Here is a 17,083-nt window from a genome sequence, read left to right as displayed (position 1 = left end):
GGGTCATTGATTACTCACTGACCACCCCCTGTTTAAGTTGGAAATTTCAGAAGAGGCGACAACTATGCTGGCACAGGGGGGACCGCATACCGGCAGCGCCCGTGAAACCTTGCTAATGAATGTTGGTCCGTGTTTATCATGGGATGAAAAGATCGACAATTTTATCTTCTTCAGCCTGTTAGCGGGCATGGATTTTGCGATGCTTACGGGACCTGATGTTTACAAGCGGCTCCGGCGGCTGGCTTTTTATATGAAAGCTATTTTACCTGATCCACGTATTCTCAGCTTCTTACTCCATAACGCGACCAGTGGTTATTTCTCTATAAGGCACGTCGCAAGGTTACTGCGGGGAGAGGCGCTGGATGAGAAAGACTGCCAGGAAATACTGACTCAAATACTAAAATATGAATATATGCCAGAGGATAGTGCAGTCAAGCAACTGTTCACTAAACTTTCAGCGGCATCAAGGAAACGTGAGAATGATATAGTTGCGGGTGCCCTTACCAGTTTGCTGGATGCGCTTGATGTGGACTAGGCCGGTACATATCGAGAAATCCCTTGAACCATACTCATATCAATATTGGATGATTTTCATGTGCCAGCACGGTTGGGTTGCGTTAGAATCCTGCCTGCTTCCACCTTACATCGACACAGGGGAGATTGATGTTTACCACGGACATGACCATTGCGGAGTTCGATCCTGAACTGAAGGCGGCGATCGACGCTGAAGCTATACGTCAGGAAGAGCACATTGAGCTGATTGCCTCTGAAAACTACACCAGTCCCCGGGTGCTGGAAGCCCAGGGTACGGTACTGACGAACAAGTACGCCGAAGGCTATCCCGGCAAGCGCTACTATGGCGGTTGCGAGCACGTGGATGTGGTGGAGCAGCTGGCGATTGATCGTGCGAAAGCCCTGTTTGATGCGACCTACGCCAACGTTCAGCCCCACTCCGGCTCACAGGCCAACGCGGCGGTTTTCATGGCCCTGGTAAAACCGGGCGATAAAGTGCTGGGCATGAGCCTGGCCCACGGCGGCCATCTGACCCATGGTGCCAGCGTCAGTTTCTCCGGCCGTATTTACGATGCCGTGCAGTATGGCCTGAATGCTGAAACCGGTGAGATTGATTACGATGAGGTCGAGCGGCTGGCCCTTGAGCACAAGCCGAAGATGATCATCGGTGGTTTCTCCGCCTACTCCAAGGTGGTCCACTGGCAGCGCTTCCGTGATATTGCCGACAAGGTCGGGGCTTACCTGCTGGTGGATATGGCGCATATTGCCGGTCTGGTGGCCGCGGGTGTGTATCCGTCTCCTGTCCCGTTTGCGGACGTTGTCACCACGACAACCCACAAAACACTGGGCGGCCCACGCGGTGGCCTGATCCTCTCTGCCCGTGCCGATGAAGACCTGCAGAAGAAACTGAATTTCGCTGTATTTCCGGAATCCCAGGGCGGCCCGCTGTGCCACGTGATTGCGGCCAAGGCAGTCTGCTTCAAGGAAGCCATGAGCGATGACTTCAAGGCTTACCAGGCGCAGGTGGTCAGGAACGCCCAGGCCATGACCCGGGTGATGATGGAGCGCGGCATCAAGATTGTGTCTGATGGCACCGAAGATCACCTGTTCCTCGTGGACCTGATCGGTAAGGACTATACCGGTAAAGATGCAGAAGCAGCCCTGGGCAGCGCCTACATCACTGTGAACAAGAACGCGGTGCCGAATGATCCCCGTTCACCCTTCGTCACCAGTGGCCTGCGTCTGGGCACCCCGGCGATTACCCGTCGTGGATTCACCGAGCAGGATGCGGCGGAACTGGCTGGCTGGATCTGCGATATCCTCGATAACATCAACGATGAGCAGGTCATCGCGTCTGTGAAGGAAAAAGTGCTGGCAATCTGTGCGCGTTTGCCGGTATACGGAAAGTAAGTGAGATGAAACATGGCCTGGGAGAAATTTCAGGCCTCCTCCCCAACGCTGTTTGTCTTGTAATGAATAAAGCCGATGGATGCCTGTCTGCTATTCACGATATGACATTAATGGTTATGTGTGCGCTGAAAATACATTGAAGTACTGTCACGCAATACATGCGTTGGTAAGTTCACTGAATCCGGCTGTATTTTCACATCAATAAGCCAAATAGAAATACCGCCAATAGGTCGTGTTGGCTAAAAAGTTGAGCTGTAATGGCTTTTATTGCTGACAATTCACTTAGACTTGTATCTTGTGACTGCTAACCGTTAGTATCACATTCACACCCCTCTAAACGGTTCATAGATCAGCACTATGCATTGCCCCTTTTGCAACGCCGATGACACCAAGGTGATTGATTCCCGACTGGTTGCCGAAGGCACCCAGGTGCGCAGGCGCCGTGAATGCCTGACCTGTTCTGAGCGCTTCACCACCTATGAAAGTGCTGAGCTGGTTATGCCCCGTATCGTCAAGCAGGACGGTTCCCGGGAGCCGTTTGATGAAGAGAAACTCCGGGCCGGGCTGCTGCGGGCGCTGGAGAAACGGCCGGTCAGTACGGAGCGTATCGAAGAGGCGATCAGCCGGATTGAGCACCGCCTGCGAGCCACAGGGGAGCGGGAAATCAATTCGCGCATGGTAGGGGAGGAAGTGATGTCCGCCCTGCAGGAACTGGATGAAGTGGCCTATATCCGATTTGCTTCGGTGTATCGCCGGTTCCAGGACCTGACCGAGTTCCGTGAGGAAATTGACCGTCTGGAAAAAGAACCCGGCACGCATCACCGTTCTGTGGAAAAAGAGCGTTAAGTGTTTTGTTTCATTGTCATCGGGTAATAAGCGTCATCTCTGCACGGAAACCTCATCAGCAACAGGGTTTCCTGTTGTGACCCAGCTTCACCCTCCCGCGAAAACAGGCCGTTTCGGGATTTATCCGCAGTATGCGTTTACAGCAACTCAATGCCTTCCGGGCAATTATCACTAACGGTTCAGTCACGGCTGCGGCCCAGAAACTGGCGATTACCCAGCCCGCGGTTACCCGGTTAATCCATAGCCTGGAAAACGACCTGGGCTTTATGCTGTTTGACCGCAGCCATAAACGCCTGGTGCCGACACCGGATGCCCGGGTGCTGTTTAAGCAGATTGATGAGATTGGTCAGCGGCTTGAACAGCTGGATGACGCCATCCAGGCGATTCGTAATAAACCCAGTGGCAGCCTTCACATTGCAGCCATGCCGATGCTGTCGATCAGCTTTATTCCCCGTTTGCTCGGTGCTTTTATTGACCAGGAGTCGTTGCTGGTCACGTTGAGGAATTACCGTTCAGAACAGGTATGCAGTCACGCGGAGCTGCAATTATGTGATATAGGATTGGCCATCCTGCCGGATGACCATCATTTGCCCGCCTGTGTCGACCGGGTACGGTTTTGTGGTGAACAGGTTTGCCTGATGCCGGCGAACAGTGAGTTATCCAACCAGTCGGTGATTACACCATCCATGCTGGCGGGTAAGCCGATGATTGGTTATGAGCACCAGGAAACGCAGGCGGTGATTGATGCCAGCTTCTGGTCGGCAGGCGTCAGCTATCGAAAAGTCGCGGAAGCATCGTTTGCCTATGCGGTGGGCAGCATGGTAGCGGCCGGATTGGGCTATGCCGTCGTGGATCCATTTACCGCTATCCAGCTGGCTGAGCTGGGGGTGGACTTTAAACCGTACCGCCCATCACTTCCTTTTCATTTTGATATTTTGCTACCGGTCAGTCGTCCGCTTTCCCGGTTGGGTGCGGAGTTTCTGGGCTGCTTTTTTCGATGTGTCCATGAAGAGGGCATCTGTTACCAGCTGGAACTGATGCCGGATCACCTGAAGGAAACCTTTGCAGCGCTGACAACTTCATCGTCAGCGCTGGTAGCCGGTTAGGAGATTGAGCCGTTCAGCTGCTTCTGCAGGAAAAAGCCTTAGAGCATGGCGCTGACACTCAGTACGACAGTGACAATCACAACCAGAATGGCCAGCAGCGGGCACATGAATTTAACCCAGCGGCTGTAGGAGACCCGGCCAATCGCCAGGCCACCCATGACCACGCCTGAAGTCGGTGTAATCAGGTTGGGCAGGCCGGACGCTGATTGATAAGCCGTCACCACCAGTTCCCGGCTGACATTGACGAAATCCGCCAGTGGCGCCAGAACGGGCATACTCAGCACCGCCAGACCGGAAGAGGAGGGCACCAGGAAGGACAGCGCCATTTCCAGCCAGTAGACCGCATTGATGAAAGCAACGCCGGGCAGGCCGCTGACCATCTGTTCTGCGCCGTAGAGAATGGTGTGGGTGATGTTGCCCTGGTCCATGATCACGACAATACCGCGGGCCAGTGCAATGATCAGTGCGACGCCCAGCAAATCCCGCGCGCCGTTCACAAACGTGGTGGTCAGTTCTTCTTCGCTCAGCTGGCCGATCAGGCCAATCACAATGCTGGATACCAGGAACAGGGCGGAAATCTCGGCCATCCACCAACCGCCGACGGAAACACCCCACATCATCACGGCAAAGCTCAGGGCAAAGAAGGTCAGGATCAGCTTGTGTCGACCTGTCAGTTCAACGGTCTCTGTCTGGCTGCCCTCATGCCCCAGGAAATGTTTTTCGTTGGCGACGCGCTGGTCGGCCACCAGAGACTGTGAGGGATCGGCCTTGACACGTGCGGCATAACGCATGACATAAACTACGCAGGCCAGCCAGCCCAGTACGAGAATAATAACGCGGGGCAGCTGTCCATCAGTGAAGCTGACGCCTGCCGCATTGGAGGCAATAACCGTAGCAAAGGGGTTGATGGTTGAACCCAGGCAGCCGATGCCGGCGCCGATCATGATAATCGCGACACCGGTCACTGCATCGTAACCGGCCGCAATCATGACCGGAATCAGCAGGGCATAGAATGGGATGGTTTCTTCCGCCATGCCGTAGACAGTACCCCCGGCGGCAAAAATACCCATCAGGATCGGGATCATCCATTGTTCCCGGCCTTTCAGGCGTTCGGTAATCCGGGCAATGCCGGCATCAATGGCACCGGTTTGTGTCGCCACGCCCAGGAAGCCGCCTATGATCAGGACAAACAGGGCGACATCAATGGCATTGGCGGAATAGGTGCTGTGGTTGTAGAAACCATCAATAGGCGCCAGTACAACATCAGCGAATCCCTGCGGGCTGGCTTCCACAGTGTGGTAGGTGCCGGCAATGGGCACGTCACGACCCAGGTCTTCATTGGTGGTCATCTGGTACTGACCGGCGGGTACCACCCAGGTCAGTACGGCCATCACGATGGTCAGAAAAAACAGGATCGTGTAGGCGGAGGGGAATTTTAATCGGGTCATGTTCGCTCCGGTACGGCTGGTCGGCGACTGTACCTCCCCTTCCGGGGAGGTGTTTTGTTGTATGTCAGGCAACGGCTGCCATGATTTCTTCTATGTTCAATCCATCCAGCCCCATGGCTTTCAGGTTGCGGCCTGTCGCCAGGTAGTCGACATTGTTGTAGGCGTTATCAATGGTGAGGCAGGCGTCGATCATGGGCGTCGCGGTACCGGTTAACCGGGCGAATTCCTTGCAGGGAACCAGCAGGTAGGCAGCATCTTCTGTGATGTAGCGATGTTCGGAGCTATCAGGAGCGGAGTTGATCTTGCCGTGGGTTTCCGAGGTGCGGTTCACTTCGTAGACCGTTTCGCATTCCATGGCGTAAAGGCTGTTCATGGCCTCCAGTTCCGGTACCAGTTCAAGTCCCATGGCTTTGCCGATCTCGATGCGCTCTTCTTCCATCACCGCGGCGGCCCGGGCAGTGGCGGTGGAGCAGCAGTCCTTATAGTAATTGAAATCACCACGGAAGTTTTCCAGCAGTCCCATGTTCAGGGTGGTCAGCAGTGGATGGCCACCATAGTTGATGTTTTCCAGACCCGCGGCGATCACGTTGGCGAGTGCTTTCAGGGGTAGCGGCATCACAGGCGTGAGACGTGTAATGGCTTCGCCTGTACGCGAGGCGGGCAGCGCTGCCAGGGGCAGGTATTCCTTGATGCCCATGATGGCGACTTCGGCTGGGCCGCTGATCCGGCAGGCCCAGGGGATGGAAATAGCATCGACAAAAATCAGGTCTTGCTGGTAACCCAGTTCTTTCTGGCGACGACGGAGTTCCAGTGAACCGTAATTGCCGGGTAGCAGCACAATCATCTGGTTGTCCTTCAGATGTGGCAGCATGCTTTCGAACAGGGCGAGTTGGGCAAAGGAAGGAACGGGTAGTATAAGAATGTCGGAAAAGGCGACGGCTTCCTGAATATCGTCAGTCACCGTATGGATTTCACGAAAACCGGCAAAGCTGAGATTGACGCCGTTGAGGGTTTCCAACGCGCGGATGCCGCCGTGTTCGCGAATGTCATCCAGCGGGCCGGTAAAGCCCGGTGCGCCATACAGGCAGGTGTCGCAACCGTGAAGGGATAGATGATAAGCCGCCGTCAGGCCGGCGTTGCCGGAGCCGATAATCGTAACGCGTGGAGCCGCAATAGCCATGACAAGTCTCACTCTGGAGATCATGAACCCGGTGGGTTATGGATCTTTGTTGTATCAACGGATGTGAAGACCTGGCGCCTGATCCACGTTTTTCTGGCTGTGATTATTCATGAACCGGAGGGAATGGCTAATGTCCTGATGTTATTGAATCATGCAGTAGAATTATTTTTTGGGTAGTGCTTTGCTAAACAATGCCCGATTGACTCCAGTAAGCTGGCGGTTGCCGGAATGGCGCTGGATCCAGAGTGGGAAGTTCGGTACAGAAAAGTCTTTCTGCAAGCTCTTCGGGTAATCCTGCATGTCCGTAGTCTCGGTGGAGTTTGAATAGAACAATAGTTTGCTGACCGTGGCTCGCTTCCTTGGCTCTTTGGCAGGCGGTATTAAGAGCATCGCTGTGCGCTTGGGGGATGACGGGCTCTTCATCGGCATGTATCAATACGACTTCTGCTGCCGGGTTTTGGGTGACATAGTCAACCAGGTAATCCTGAGTGTTAACCCGGTAGTAACTGAATATTGCTGCGAGGCAAGGGTTAACATGATATCCGACCAGATCCGTCAGGCTCGTATAGGGCGCATGCAGTATTACCCGTTCAATTTTTGAGGGGTGTTGTCCGGCAAGGTAAGCCGCGGCTCCCGTGCCGATAGATTGCCCAAACAGTGAAATCGGTAAATGGGGGAAGTATGTCACTGCCATGTTATAAGCGGTTTCTGCGGTATCCAGAAATTCCCGTTCGGAATAAATTCCGCCCTCAGCGCTGTTATAGCCGGGATATTCTACGAACAGGCAATGCTGCTGTTTTGCATACGTTACAGCGACTCGGGTTAGTGCATCCAATTGTGCTGTAATGCTGTTGCCATGGAAAATGATGAGAAGTCCGTCGGGGGAGGACACCCTTGCTTTATAGAGATACGTATGAATTTCTTGAGCATTGTTACGGTATACTATGTGTTCTAGTGACTGTAGGGATAATAATGTTAGACGTTTTTTGATGTGAATTATTTGTTTCTTTAGCTGTTGTAAGTTTATTAATGTATTCGCGATGCTTATTTCTATTTCGGTTAGCTTGGTTTGTAGTGCTTGATGAAGGTCTTCTGAAACTTCTGGGGCAATGCTTTGAAATGTTACCTTATCCATTCCGTCAAGTGTTTTCTTTTTTTCTCTTTCTAGGGTTTGTAGATTATTTTTATAATGTTCTTGGTGTAATAGTAGTTCGTCATATTCTTGTTGAGTTTCCTGTATGTACAGTGTCTGTTCTATTTCCGTTGTGGGTATTTCTCCAATAAAATCAATAAATCGCCTCTGAATTGGGAAAAATGCTAAGTCCTGAACGATTTTTTGGATGATGTAAATGAGCGTTAGAGGAAATAGAATTAATAATATGGGGGTGACCGCTACTAAAATCGTGATTTTCAGGATTTTTAATGGCCTGTGTCGAGATTGAATGAAGTCCAGGGTAAGGTGCTTGGTAGTATCAAAAATTAATGAAAGGGTGCGATGGCAGAATGTCGGCTGATTAGCAGGTGGGTTGTTATCGTAGTCATAGTCGAGGGTATGGAAAAGTGTCTCATATTCATTGATACGATTTCTCACAGTGCTTCCTCTATTTGTAAAATATCGATTTTGTATTGTTTTGTGGGGGTAAATTCAGTGCTTTGACGTGTTTTTCTTGCTGCGCCATTGTTTGGATTGTTTTTCTTTATATCATTTTTGATGAAATGCTTTGGATTTTGTTTTTAGTGATTAATATTTTGTTGTTGTTTCTGACATGGTTGTTTTTGTTGGGGGAACGTCTTAAATATGCAGGTAATCTATTCATTTGAAGGGTGCTTCTGTCATGGAATGAGACGAATGTTGGTATGGCTGGTTAAATGTTATGTCTGCTAACAAAATATGATAAAGCCCTTAATGTTTTTGATAGTTATAGGGAATCAGTTGTCTGCATTCCTATGAGTAGTCATATCATGGAGTGAAGAAATGGATTTATCCTGTAGTGCGAATGGGAATGCAGATAGGCAAAAAACACCCTTGCTTTCTCAGTGTGGACAAAAAATAAAAGGGGGGGCAGGAGGCCATTGGAATCATGGCTCAGTAGAAAGTGAAAATTATTGGCAAAAGCATTATGCGCCAAGTGAAAAACTAAAGGATAAAGCAACAATAACCTGCAAAGAAAATGTTAGGCCTTTAGTGGCTGACCAATCTCAATACGAAACAACGGCACAGCATGTAATTAATCATCTTCAGCAAGAGGCAGAATTGGGTCAAGACGTAGCGTCTGCGCAACGGCAGCCATTAAGTAATATTTCACCATTGGCAGGCGGATCTCGGACTGATTTAAATTCCCCCGTTAAGCGAAAAGCAGAGCCTGTGTATGTCCTGCCTTCCAAGAAACCAAGCCCCGATATTCGACGAGGTAGTGAATCTGCGGGTCATAAAAACTCGACGTTGGATCGTGGGCAATCTCACGTTTACGGGGACCTGGAAGGGATAACGGTTTCTTTCGGGTCAAAACCGGTGCCAGGTGTTTCCAGGTATGTGGCCAGGGTTATTCAGTTTGACATGGCCGATGAGCATGGCTGGTTTGTACTGCATGGTGATCGAGAAATACTGTCACGTTTAGAGCGGTTACTGGAGGAAACGCCCAAGAGCTCAGCTGAGGCGGCAAAGGTGTTTGCACAAGAGCATCAGGACTGGGTGTTTGCTCTACAATACCATCTGTACCAGAGTACGGGCATTGAGGCTGATACGCTTGTCGCTATCTATCACAATCTCGCCAGGTTGATGGCTGGATGGCATAGGCATCGCGAGGCTGCAACACTGCTTATGTTGCTGGTGGGGCAGCTTGAGCATCACCCTGACCATAAAAAGGTTATGCGGAGCAAAACCTTAATGTCTGATGCCTTTCGTCATGACTGTATGAATGAATTAATGACGCAATGGCTGCATCTTAATAATCAAGATCATGGTCAGTATTTAAATGTGCTTAAGAATCATAGTGATGTCCGTGAAGCCGTTGCGAAAGAACTGGGGATATCTTTACCTCAGTGTTTCGCCTCTCTTGCTGTGAATCTGCGCTGTTCTTTCCCGAGAATGCTGGAAAATGCCATGGTCAATCATGTCAGTCCTGAGGTTAAGGATGATGGGAATGTTCCATGGCATGAGGCGGGGGGATTTCATAACAGTATGATTATGCGCTTATTGCATGGCGCGCCTCATCAGTACGAAAAAGAGTACAACAACCGAGTCGATAGCCAGGGCTTCTGGTGTGAGTGCCACTGTTGCCTAAACTTGAAAAGTAAGTGATACCTTTCCTCCTGTGTTCTTAGAAAGTGATAAGCCGCCTGCGTTTGCGAAGAGCGGCTACATAACCCCCCTCGAAATACGCTAGAATCCCAATCCCGAAAGATGCCTTGATCCGTTAGTATTCACTGTTGGTTACTTGACCGTATGACAAGCTTCACCCGTGAAGACCGGGGCTGGATGGCCCGTGCCCTGCAGCTGGCCCGTAAGGGGCTTTATTCCACGATGCCCAATCCGCGCGTCGGCTGTGTGCTGGTGCGCGATGGGCGGATAGTAGGAGAAGGCTGGCATATACGGGCTGGAGAAGGGCATGCGGAAGTCCATGCGTTGGCCATGGCAGGAGGTAAGGCGCGGGGCGCGACAGCCTATGTCACCCTGGAGCCCTGCAGTCATCAGGGGCGGACACCGCCCTGTGCTCAGGCGCTGATTGATGCCGGTGTCAGTCACGTGATTGCCGCCATGCGCGACCCTAATCCGCGGGTGGATGGTGGTGGTTTCCAGCGGCTGGAACAGGCGGGAATCACAACGGCATCCGGTTTGCTTGAAGACGAGGCGAAAGCGCTTAATCCCGGATTTATCTCCAGGATGGTCAAGCAGCGGCCGCTGGTGCGTTGCAAGCTGGCGATGAGTCTGGACGGGCGAACCGCCATGGCGTCCGGTGAATCCCAATGGATCACGGGGCCTGATGCCCGCAGTGATGTGCAGCTGTGGCGGGCCCGTTCCTGTGCGATTGTCACCGGTGTTGGTTCTATCCTGCAGGATGACTCTTCCCTGACGGTCAGACCGGCCGAATTGCGTATTGATGAACCTGGTCTGGCTGCCGAAAAACAGCCGTTGCGGGTCGTGCTGGATTCGTCCCTGCGTATCCCGCTGACAGCAAAAATTCTGCATCAGCCAGGTAAAACGCTGGTGGTGACCGCTGATCCTGACCGGGAAAAACAGAATGCGCTACAGTCTGAGGGCGTGGAAGTGGTAGAATTGCCCGCCCCGGAGGGTCGGGTCGATCTGGCGGCGTTGATGGCCTTGCTGGGACAGCGTGAATGCAACGAGGTGCTGGTGGAAACCGGCGCCACCCTGACAGGCAGTTTTTTACAGGCCGGCTTGCTGGATGAGCTGCTGGTGTACATGGCGCCTGTGCTGATGGGCAGCGCTGCCCGCCCGCTGTTTGATCTCCCTCTGGGCAATATGAGTGACAGAATTCCGCTGACCATGACGGATGTACGCCAAATCGGGCAGGATCTGCGGCTGACGGCCGTACCGGGTGAACCCCGGTGGTGACAGCCAGCAGCGAAAGGCATGGCGAACTAACGCGATTGAAGTGACAGGGTAACGATGTTTACGGGAATCATTCAGGCAGTGGGTCAGGTGCGTCGGTTTGAGCGTCGTGGCGGTGATGTTCGTCTGGAAGTGGCCACCGGCAAGCTGGACCTGGCTGATGTCCAGCTGGGTGACAGTATTGCCACCAATGGCGTCTGCCTGACCGCAGTGGTGTTACCCGGGGATGGGTTCGTGGCGGATGTGTCACTGGAAACCCTGGAGCGAAGCGCACTGAAGACGCTTGGCCCTGGCACATCGGTCAATCTGGAAAAGGCGATGATGCCGACCTCCCGTTTAGGTGGCCATATTGTCAGTGGGCATGTGGATGGCGTCGGCACTGTCCGGATGATTGAGCAGTCCGCCCGTTCGTGGCGCTATCGTGTGGAAGCACCTGCAGCGATTGCTCACTATATTGCTGAAAAAGGTTCCATCACGGTTGACGGTGTCAGCCTGACTGTCAATGCAGTCGAGGGTGCGTGGTTTGACTTGAATATCGTGCCCCACACGGCTCAGGAAACCACGATCCGTAACTGGCAGCCCGGTACGCTGGTCAACCTTGAAGTCGATATTATTGCCCGCTACCTGGAGCGGCTGCTGCAGGGGCGGCAAACACCGGCGGACGCTCAAGGGCTCGCCGGTGGGCAGGAGGGTAAAGCCGGTCATCTGACCGAAGCCTTCCTTGCAGAACACGGTTTTATGCGCTGAGGTTTTTCTGCTGTTCTCCGGGGGGCTCCTGAGGGAGCGGGAGAGTGGCCGGGGCCGAGGCCTGCAATCAACCCAGTCGGGAAAGAAGCATGCAATTGAATACCGTAGAAGAACTCATCGAGGATATCCGTCAGGGGAAAATGGTCATCCTGATGGATGATGAGGACCGGGAAAATGAGGGTGATTTGATCGTGGCCTCGGAGAAGGTCACGCCGGAAATTATCAATTTCATGGCCAAGGAAGCCCGCGGGCTGATCTGCATGACCCTGACCGGTGAGCGGTGTGATTACCTGAAGCTGAACCAGATGGTCAGCGATAACCGGGAGGCGCAGGGGACAGCCTTCACGGTGTCCATTGAGGCGGCCAGTGGCGTAACCACCGGTATTTCCGCCCAGGATCGTGCCCATACGATTCGGGTAGCCATTGATGGCAATTCCCGTCCGGAAGATATTGTGCAGCCCGGGCATATTTTCCCGCTGCGCGCCATGACCGGCGGTGTATTGAGCCGTGCCGGTCATACCGAGGCCGGGTGTGACCTGGCTCGTCTGGCAGGCTTGCTGCCATCAGCGGCGATTATTGAAATCATGAAAGAAGACGGTACCATGGCCCGCCGCCCGGACCTGGAGTTGTTTGCTGAAAAGCACAACCTGAAGATCGGTACCATTGCAGACCTGATCCACTACCGGATCATGCATGAAAAGACCATTGAGCGTCGGATCGAGCAGCCGCTGAAAACCGTTTACGGTGATTTCCGCATGACGGTCTACGACGACAGCATTACCGGCCGGACCCATCTGGCGTTGTCCATGGGGCATCCGGCCAAAGACCGGCCGACACTGGTGCGGGTTCACCAGGCGGAGACCTTCAGGGATCTGCTGGGTGCGAGAAAAGAAGACAGCAACAGCTGGCCGCTGCCGGCTGCATTGGCGCGCGTCGCTAAAGAAGGCGAAGGCGTCGTGGTACTGCTGGATGCGGACGACTACGCACTGCTGGGCGACAGCCTGCAGCAGTTCATGGAACCGGTGCGCAAGGCGAATCGCAATCCGGGTGGCGCCTACCTGACCGTGGGAACGGGCTCCCAGATCCTCCGTGATCAGGGTGTCGGGCAGATGAAACTGCTGAGTTCCCCGATGAAGTTCGGTGCGTTGTCCGGATTCGACCTGGAGATCGTCGAATATCTCCCGTGTGAGTAATAAAAAATGACCGTCCTGGTGTCAGGGCGGTAGAACATGGTTACGGTGACCTGCGACGTTGTTGCGGGTCTTGCTTATTAGCGCTTATCAGCGTTTAAGGAGTCATTCATGTCCGGAATCAAGACCCTGGAAGGGACACTGACCAGCAACGACGGCAAGTACGCCCTCGTGGTTACCCGCTGGAACGCCTACGTGGTCGAAAGCCTGCTTGACGGTGCGATTGATGCACTGAAGCGCCACGGGGTTCCGGAAGCGAATATCACCGTGATTCGCTGCCCCGGCGCTTTCGAGCTGCCGCTGGTGGTGAAGAAGGTGGCGAAGCAGGGACAGTTTGATGCGGTGGTGGCACTGGGCGCGGTGATCCGCGGCGGTACCCCGCATTTTGATTTTGTAGCCGGTGAGTGCGTGAAGGGAATGGCCAATGTCATGCTGGAGCATGAAGTGCCTGTGTCCTTTGGCGTACTGACTGTCGATACCATTGAACAGGCGATTGAACGGGCCGGTACCAAGATGGGTAACAAGGGCGAGGAAGCCGCCATGGCCGCGTTCGAAATGGTCAGCCTGTTGAAGCATCTGGAGTTGTAATTTGAGCGATCAACCCAAGGCCGGCAAGGGCCGTCCGCAGCTGCGCCGCAAGGCGCGGGAAATGGCCCTGCAGGCGTTGTACCAGTGGCAGATGGCCGGTGAGTCCGTCACTGAGATTGAAGTCCAGTTCCGCGCGAACAATGATATGTCCAAAGTGGACGATGGGTATTTCCGTGAGCTGCTGCAGGGTATTGCCCGCAGCGCCAGCCAGATTGATACCTCCATCGCACCGCTGCTGGACCGTTCACTGGAACAGCTGGACCCCGTGGAGCGTGCTGCGCTGCGTATCGGCTGCTATGAGCTGATGGAACGTCACGATGTCCCTTACCGGGTGGTCATCAATGAAGGGATTGAGCTGGCCAAGCGGTTTGGTGGTCAGGATTCCCACAAGTACATCAACGGTATTCTGGACAAGCTGGCGCCACGCCTGCGTGCCGCAGAAGTGAAGGAATTCCGTAACCGCAACGCACGCTGATCCAGGCAGGATGCCATGAACGAGTTTGACCTGATTGCCCGCTACTTTAACCAGCCAGCGTTGACCGGCCAGCCCGGCTGCGACGGCGGTGTGGTCGTAGGCATTGGCGATGACTGCGCCGTGGTGTCTGTGCCGGATGGATGGCAGCTGGTGCAAAGCATTGACACCCTCGTTGAGGGTGTCCACTTCCCAGCCGGTATTGATCCGGTTCTGCTGGGCTGGCGGGCGCTGGCTGTCAGTGTCAGCGACCTGGCTGCCATGGGCGCCAGGCCTCACAGCTTTTTTCTCGCGCTAACGCTACCTAAAGCAGATACTGCCTGGCTGGAAGGTTTCTGTCAGGGTATGGCTGATCTTGCTGCACGCTGTGGTATTCCTCTGGTGGGTGGCGATACGACGCGTGGTTCATTAACGGTTTCCCTCCATGTTCAAGGCATTGTCGCTGCAGGTAGTGCGTTGCGACGTAATGGCGCCCGGCCCGGTGATACGGTCTATGTCAGTGGTACGCTGGGGGATGCGGGTGGTGCTTTGCCTTTAGTCCTTCAGGGCGCGAGTATTGAGGATGGCAAAAGTACCAGTGAAACAGCGTTGCTGACCCGTTATTATCGACCAGAGCCACGTCTGGCTCTTGGACAATGGCTTGTTGAACAGGGTGCCACAGCGGCCATTGATATATCGGATGGCTTGCTGGGTGACCTTAACCATATTCTGCGAGCCAGCGGATGTGGCGCGACGCTGAATTCAGATGCCCTGCCACTTTCTGATGCACTGCGTGTTGTTTATCCTGAAGATCAGGCGCGTTCGCTGGCGCAGACAGCAGGGGATGATTATGAACTCTGTTTTACTGCTCCGGCGTCTGCCATTGCCGAAAGTGAATCGCCGATACCGGTTGTGGCCATAGGCACCATTGTGGAACAATCCGGCATTCGTCTTGATGGTCAGCTTATTGACCTGGCGGAGGGTGGGTTCCGGCATTTTTCCTGATAAGCACTGTCCTGCCGACAACTGAAAGAATGGAGTAAATTCCCCTTTGTCTATTCCCATAAGGCTGTCCAATCCCGTCCATTTCTTGGCGTTTGGTCTGGGATCCGGTCTGGCACCCAAGGCACCCGGTACTTTCGGGACGCTGGCAGCAATTCCCCTCTATCTGTTGTTATCCCACTTATCTTTGCCAATGTATGCACTGGTGCTGGTGCTTGCGTCGTTGCTGGGTATCTGGCTCTGCGGTAAAACGGCGAAAGATCTTGGCGTTCATGATCACCCCGGTATTGTCTGGGATGAATTCTGCGGTTATTGGCTGACGATGCTGGCGGCGCCCTCTGGCTGGCTCTGGATCATTGTGGGATTCATCCTGTTTCGTCTTTTTGATATCTGGAAGCCTTGGCCTATCTCTCTGGCTGACCAGCGTGTGCCCGGCGGTATGGGGATTATGGTGGATGACCTGATCGCTGGGTTATATGCTTTGATGGTAATGCAGGTGATTGTTTTTGTTATGGCGTGGTAGCGCATACTATTCTTTATCTTTATAAAAACGCGTTATTAAAACGATTCAAAGCGTGATGTGTGGCAAGAGGATTGCAGATTGATAACATCAATAAGGCCGTTGATGGCAGTGATTGTTTTGGCTTGCGCCTTGCTTGCAGGCAGCGTACAAGCCGTGATGGTGCAGGTGGTGGGCCTGTTCCCGGGAGCGGCAATTGTCATCATCGAAGGCCGTCAGGTGATGCTGAAAGTCGGCAATACGGGGCCTGGCGGTGTCAAATTGTTGTCTGTTGATGGTAGCCGTGCCGTTTTACAGGTTAATGGGCAGGCACGTGAATTCCCTTTGTCCCGCCAGATCAGTAATGGTTACAAAGAATCCAGTAATAAAACGATAAAAATCTTCCGGGATAATGATGGTCATTATTATGTCAAAGCGCTGGTGAATGGCCGTTTGGCTGACATGGTGGTGGATACCGGTGCCACGGCGGTTGGGATGAGTTCAAAGCATGCCAATGCGTTGGGCGTTGAGTATAAAAACGGTGAGCCGATTGCGATCTCAACAGCCAGTGGGCAGGTTCGTGGTTTTCTGGTGCAGCTCAAGTCGGTCAGTATTGATGGTCTCACCGTACGTAATGTCGATGCCGCCATCCATGAAGGGGACTTTCCCAGCATCATCCTTCTAGGCATGAGCTTTCTACGTAAAGTGAAAATGCGTGATGAAGGCGATGTGCTGTACCTTGAAGCCAAGTACTGATCATTTCCGTGAATTCCTCTAGCGTACCATGCTGAATATTTGGTCGCTTGGTCTATCCTTTCTCGCCTGAGTTTTATCCTGCTGTTACAATGCGTTTCCGCACGAGAAGTTGAGGAACGTGGAGTGTCTGTCGTTTTCATTGCGTCATCCAGGTTGCCCACCCCTTTCGGTACGTTCAGCATGCATGGCTTTGAAGATCGTGCTACCGGGAAAGAGCATCTGGCGTTGACGATGGGGGAGTTCAATACCGGTGAACCTGTCCTGGCACGTGTGCATTCCGAGTGCCTGACGGGGGACGCGCTGTTCAGCATGCGTTGCGACTGTGGGGCACAGCTCCAGGCAGCACTGAAGGCGATTGCTGAAGCCGGTCAGGGGGTTTTACTGTACCTGCGGCAGGAAGGTCGTGGTATTGGTCTGTTGAACAAAGTGCGGGCTTACCATCTGCAGGATGCCGGGGCTGATACCGTTGAAGCGAATGAGCAGTTGGGTTTTGCGCCGGATCTGCGTACCTATGATATGTGCAGTCCCATGCTGAATCATCTGGGTATTAACAAGCTGCGGCTGATGACAAATAACCCGCGGAAGGTGGAGGCGTTACGTCAGCAGGATATTGATGTGGTTGAGCGTGTGCCATTGCAAACAGGGCAAAACCCCCATAACGAACGGTACCTGTCAACCAAGGTCTGGAAGTTGGGCCACCTTTACAACAATGCCTGAGCAATCCCGCTTAGGCTATTCATCGTGTCTTTTTTGATGCTGTTCTGCTCAAGTTGT

The 17,083-nt window shown here is 53.3% G+C and carries 17 protein-coding genes; 14 read left to right on the top strand and 3 right to left on the bottom strand.

Annotated elements, in window-relative coordinates; translation table 11 throughout:
- Nucleotides 1–64 precede the first annotated feature (64 nt).
- From ABD892_RS21250 to ABD892_RS21235, 4 genes are all read left to right on the top strand, one after another.
- Complete coding sequence (locus tag ABD892_RS21250) at nucleotides 65–535, top strand: hypothetical protein (protein WP_345198152.1); 471 nt, start codon at nucleotides 65–67, stop codon at nucleotides 533–535.
- 128 nt (nucleotides 536–663) lie between these two features.
- Nucleotides 664–1,923 (top strand): serine hydroxymethyltransferase, encoded by a 1,260-nt coding sequence (gene glyA / locus ABD892_RS21245; RefSeq protein ID WP_345198151.1) that lies wholly within the window; start codon nucleotides 664–666, stop codon nucleotides 1,921–1,923.
- A 357-nt stretch (nucleotides 1,924–2,280) separates the two neighbouring features.
- Nucleotides 2,281–2,769 (top strand): transcriptional regulator NrdR, encoded by a 489-nt coding sequence (gene nrdR / locus ABD892_RS21240; protein WP_345198150.1) that lies wholly within the window; start codon nucleotides 2,281–2,283, stop codon nucleotides 2,767–2,769.
- Nucleotides 2,770–2,900: 131 nt separating this feature from the next.
- Nucleotides 2,901–3,875: a LysR family transcriptional regulator gene (locus ABD892_RS21235; protein WP_345198149.1), complete on the top strand. Its 975-nt coding sequence runs from the start codon at nucleotides 2,901–2,903 to the stop codon at nucleotides 3,873–3,875.
- Nucleotides 3,876–3,913: 38 nt separating this feature from the next.
- Here the strand turns inward: ABD892_RS21235 and ABD892_RS21230 are convergent, their stop codons facing one another.
- From ABD892_RS21230 to ABD892_RS21220, 3 genes are all read right to left on the bottom strand, one after another.
- Nucleotides 3,914–5,323, bottom strand: coding sequence for a YfcC family protein (locus tag ABD892_RS21230; protein ID WP_345198147.1), 1,410 nt, complete (start codon nucleotides 5,321–5,323; stop codon nucleotides 3,914–3,916).
- 64 nt (nucleotides 5,324–5,387) lie between these two features.
- Complete coding sequence (locus tag ABD892_RS21225) at nucleotides 5,388–6,503, bottom strand: NAD/NADP-dependent octopine/nopaline dehydrogenase family protein (RefSeq protein WP_345198146.1); 1,116 nt, start codon at nucleotides 6,501–6,503, stop codon at nucleotides 5,388–5,390.
- Nucleotides 6,504–6,687: 184 nt separating this feature from the next.
- The gene (locus tag ABD892_RS21220; protein WP_345198145.1) at nucleotides 6,688–8,094 is read right to left on the bottom strand and encodes an alpha/beta hydrolase; all 1,407 of its coding nucleotides are present in this window, start codon (nucleotides 8,092–8,094) and stop codon (nucleotides 6,688–6,690) included.
- Nucleotides 8,095–8,478: 384 nt separating this feature from the next.
- Between ABD892_RS21220 and ABD892_RS21215 the strand changes: the two genes are divergently transcribed.
- The 10 genes from ABD892_RS21215 (at nucleotide 8,479) to ribA (ending at nucleotide 17,026) form a co-directional block, all read left to right on the top strand.
- Nucleotides 8,479–9,804, top strand: a complete 1,326-nt coding sequence (locus ABD892_RS21215; protein WP_345198144.1) for a hypothetical protein — start codon at nucleotides 8,479–8,481, stop codon at nucleotides 9,802–9,804.
- A gap of 144 nt (nucleotides 9,805–9,948) precedes the next feature.
- Nucleotides 9,949–11,079, top strand: coding sequence for a bifunctional diaminohydroxyphosphoribosylaminopyrimidine deaminase/5-amino-6-(5-phosphoribosylamino)uracil reductase RibD (gene ribD, locus ABD892_RS21210; RefSeq protein ID WP_345198143.1), 1,131 nt, complete (start codon nucleotides 9,949–9,951; stop codon nucleotides 11,077–11,079).
- A gap of 54 nt (nucleotides 11,080–11,133) precedes the next feature.
- On the top strand, nucleotides 11,134–11,823 hold the full coding sequence (locus ABD892_RS21205; RefSeq protein WP_345198142.1) for a riboflavin synthase: 690 nt from the start codon (nucleotides 11,134–11,136) through the stop codon (nucleotides 11,821–11,823).
- An 89-nt stretch (nucleotides 11,824–11,912) separates the two neighbouring features.
- Nucleotides 11,913–13,016, top strand: coding sequence for a bifunctional 3,4-dihydroxy-2-butanone-4-phosphate synthase/GTP cyclohydrolase II (ribBA, locus tag ABD892_RS21200; RefSeq protein ID WP_345198141.1), 1,104 nt, complete (start codon nucleotides 11,913–11,915; stop codon nucleotides 13,014–13,016).
- Nucleotides 13,017–13,124: 108 nt separating this feature from the next.
- Nucleotides 13,125–13,601 carry a 6,7-dimethyl-8-ribityllumazine synthase gene (ribH, locus tag ABD892_RS21195; RefSeq protein WP_211828033.1) on the top strand — a complete coding sequence of 159 codons (477 nt, stop codon included), beginning with the start codon at nucleotides 13,125–13,127 and terminating at the stop codon, nucleotides 13,599–13,601.
- Nucleotide 13,602: 1 nt separating this feature from the next.
- On the top strand, nucleotides 13,603–14,076 hold the full coding sequence (gene nusB, locus ABD892_RS21190) for a transcription antitermination factor NusB (RefSeq protein WP_211828030.1): 474 nt from the start codon (nucleotides 13,603–13,605) through the stop codon (nucleotides 14,074–14,076).
- A gap of 15 nt (nucleotides 14,077–14,091) precedes the next feature.
- Nucleotides 14,092–15,057 carry a thiamine-phosphate kinase gene (gene thiL, locus ABD892_RS21185; protein WP_345198139.1) on the top strand — a complete coding sequence of 322 codons (966 nt, stop codon included), beginning with the start codon at nucleotides 14,092–14,094 and terminating at the stop codon, nucleotides 15,055–15,057.
- 46 nt (nucleotides 15,058–15,103) lie between these two features.
- Nucleotides 15,104–15,577, top strand: coding sequence for a phosphatidylglycerophosphatase A family protein (locus ABD892_RS21180; protein ID WP_345198137.1), 474 nt, complete (start codon nucleotides 15,104–15,106; stop codon nucleotides 15,575–15,577).
- A gap of 102 nt (nucleotides 15,578–15,679) precedes the next feature.
- Nucleotides 15,680–16,309 (top strand): retropepsin-like aspartic protease family protein, encoded by a 630-nt coding sequence (locus ABD892_RS21175; RefSeq protein WP_345198136.1) that lies wholly within the window; start codon nucleotides 15,680–15,682, stop codon nucleotides 16,307–16,309.
- Nucleotides 16,310–16,432: 123 nt separating this feature from the next.
- A complete protein-coding gene (ribA, locus tag ABD892_RS21170; RefSeq protein WP_345198134.1) occupies nucleotides 16,433–17,026 on the top strand; it encodes a GTP cyclohydrolase II in 594 nt (197 codons plus the stop codon).
- Nucleotides 17,027–17,083 lie beyond the last annotated feature (57 nt).

Origin of the sequence: Kistimonas scapharcae, from assembly GCF_039540975.1 — a bacterium.
Lineage (GTDB): Bacteria > Pseudomonadota > Gammaproteobacteria > Pseudomonadales > Endozoicomonadaceae > Kistimonas > Kistimonas scapharcae.
The sequence above is the reverse complement of the archived record's forward strand: the minus strand, read 5'-3'. Positions and strand labels throughout refer to the sequence as shown.

Excerpts from the sequence above, each read along its gene's own strand:
- ribBA (WP_345198141.1), top strand. The coding sequence starts at position 11,913 with ATGCAATTGAATACCGTAGAAGAACTCATCGAGGATATCCGTCAGGGG.
- nrdR (WP_345198150.1), top strand. The coding sequence starts at position 2,281 with ATGCATTGCCCCTTTTGCAACGCCGATGACACCAAGGTGATTGATTCC.
- ribD (WP_345198143.1), top strand. The coding sequence starts at position 9,949 with ATGACAAGCTTCACCCGTGAAGACCGGGGCTGGATGGCCCGTGCCCTG.
- ABD892_RS21215 (WP_345198144.1), top strand. The coding sequence starts at position 8,479 with ATGGATTTATCCTGTAGTGCGAATGGGAATGCAGATAGGCAAAAAACA.
- ABD892_RS21225 (WP_345198146.1), bottom strand. The coding sequence starts at position 6,503 with ATGGCTATTGCGGCTCCACGCGTTACGATTATCGGCTCCGGCAACGCC.
- ABD892_RS21175 (WP_345198136.1), top strand. The coding sequence starts at position 15,680 with ATGGCAGTGATTGTTTTGGCTTGCGCCTTGCTTGCAGGCAGCGTACAA.
- ABD892_RS21230 (WP_345198147.1), bottom strand. The coding sequence starts at position 5,323 with ATGACCCGATTAAAATTCCCCTCCGCCTACACGATCCTGTTTTTTCTG.
- ABD892_RS21250 (WP_345198152.1), top strand. The coding sequence starts at position 65 with ATGCTGGCACAGGGGGGACCGCATACCGGCAGCGCCCGTGAAACCTTG.
- ABD892_RS21235 (WP_345198149.1), top strand. The coding sequence starts at position 2,901 with ATGCGTTTACAGCAACTCAATGCCTTCCGGGCAATTATCACTAACGGT.
- ABD892_RS21205 (WP_345198142.1), top strand. The coding sequence starts at position 11,134 with ATGTTTACGGGAATCATTCAGGCAGTGGGTCAGGTGCGTCGGTTTGAG.
- glyA (WP_345198151.1), top strand. The coding sequence starts at position 664 with ATGTTTACCACGGACATGACCATTGCGGAGTTCGATCCTGAACTGAAG.
- ribH (WP_211828033.1), top strand. The coding sequence starts at position 13,125 with ATGTCCGGAATCAAGACCCTGGAAGGGACACTGACCAGCAACGACGGC.
- thiL (WP_345198139.1), top strand. The coding sequence starts at position 14,092 with ATGAACGAGTTTGACCTGATTGCCCGCTACTTTAACCAGCCAGCGTTG.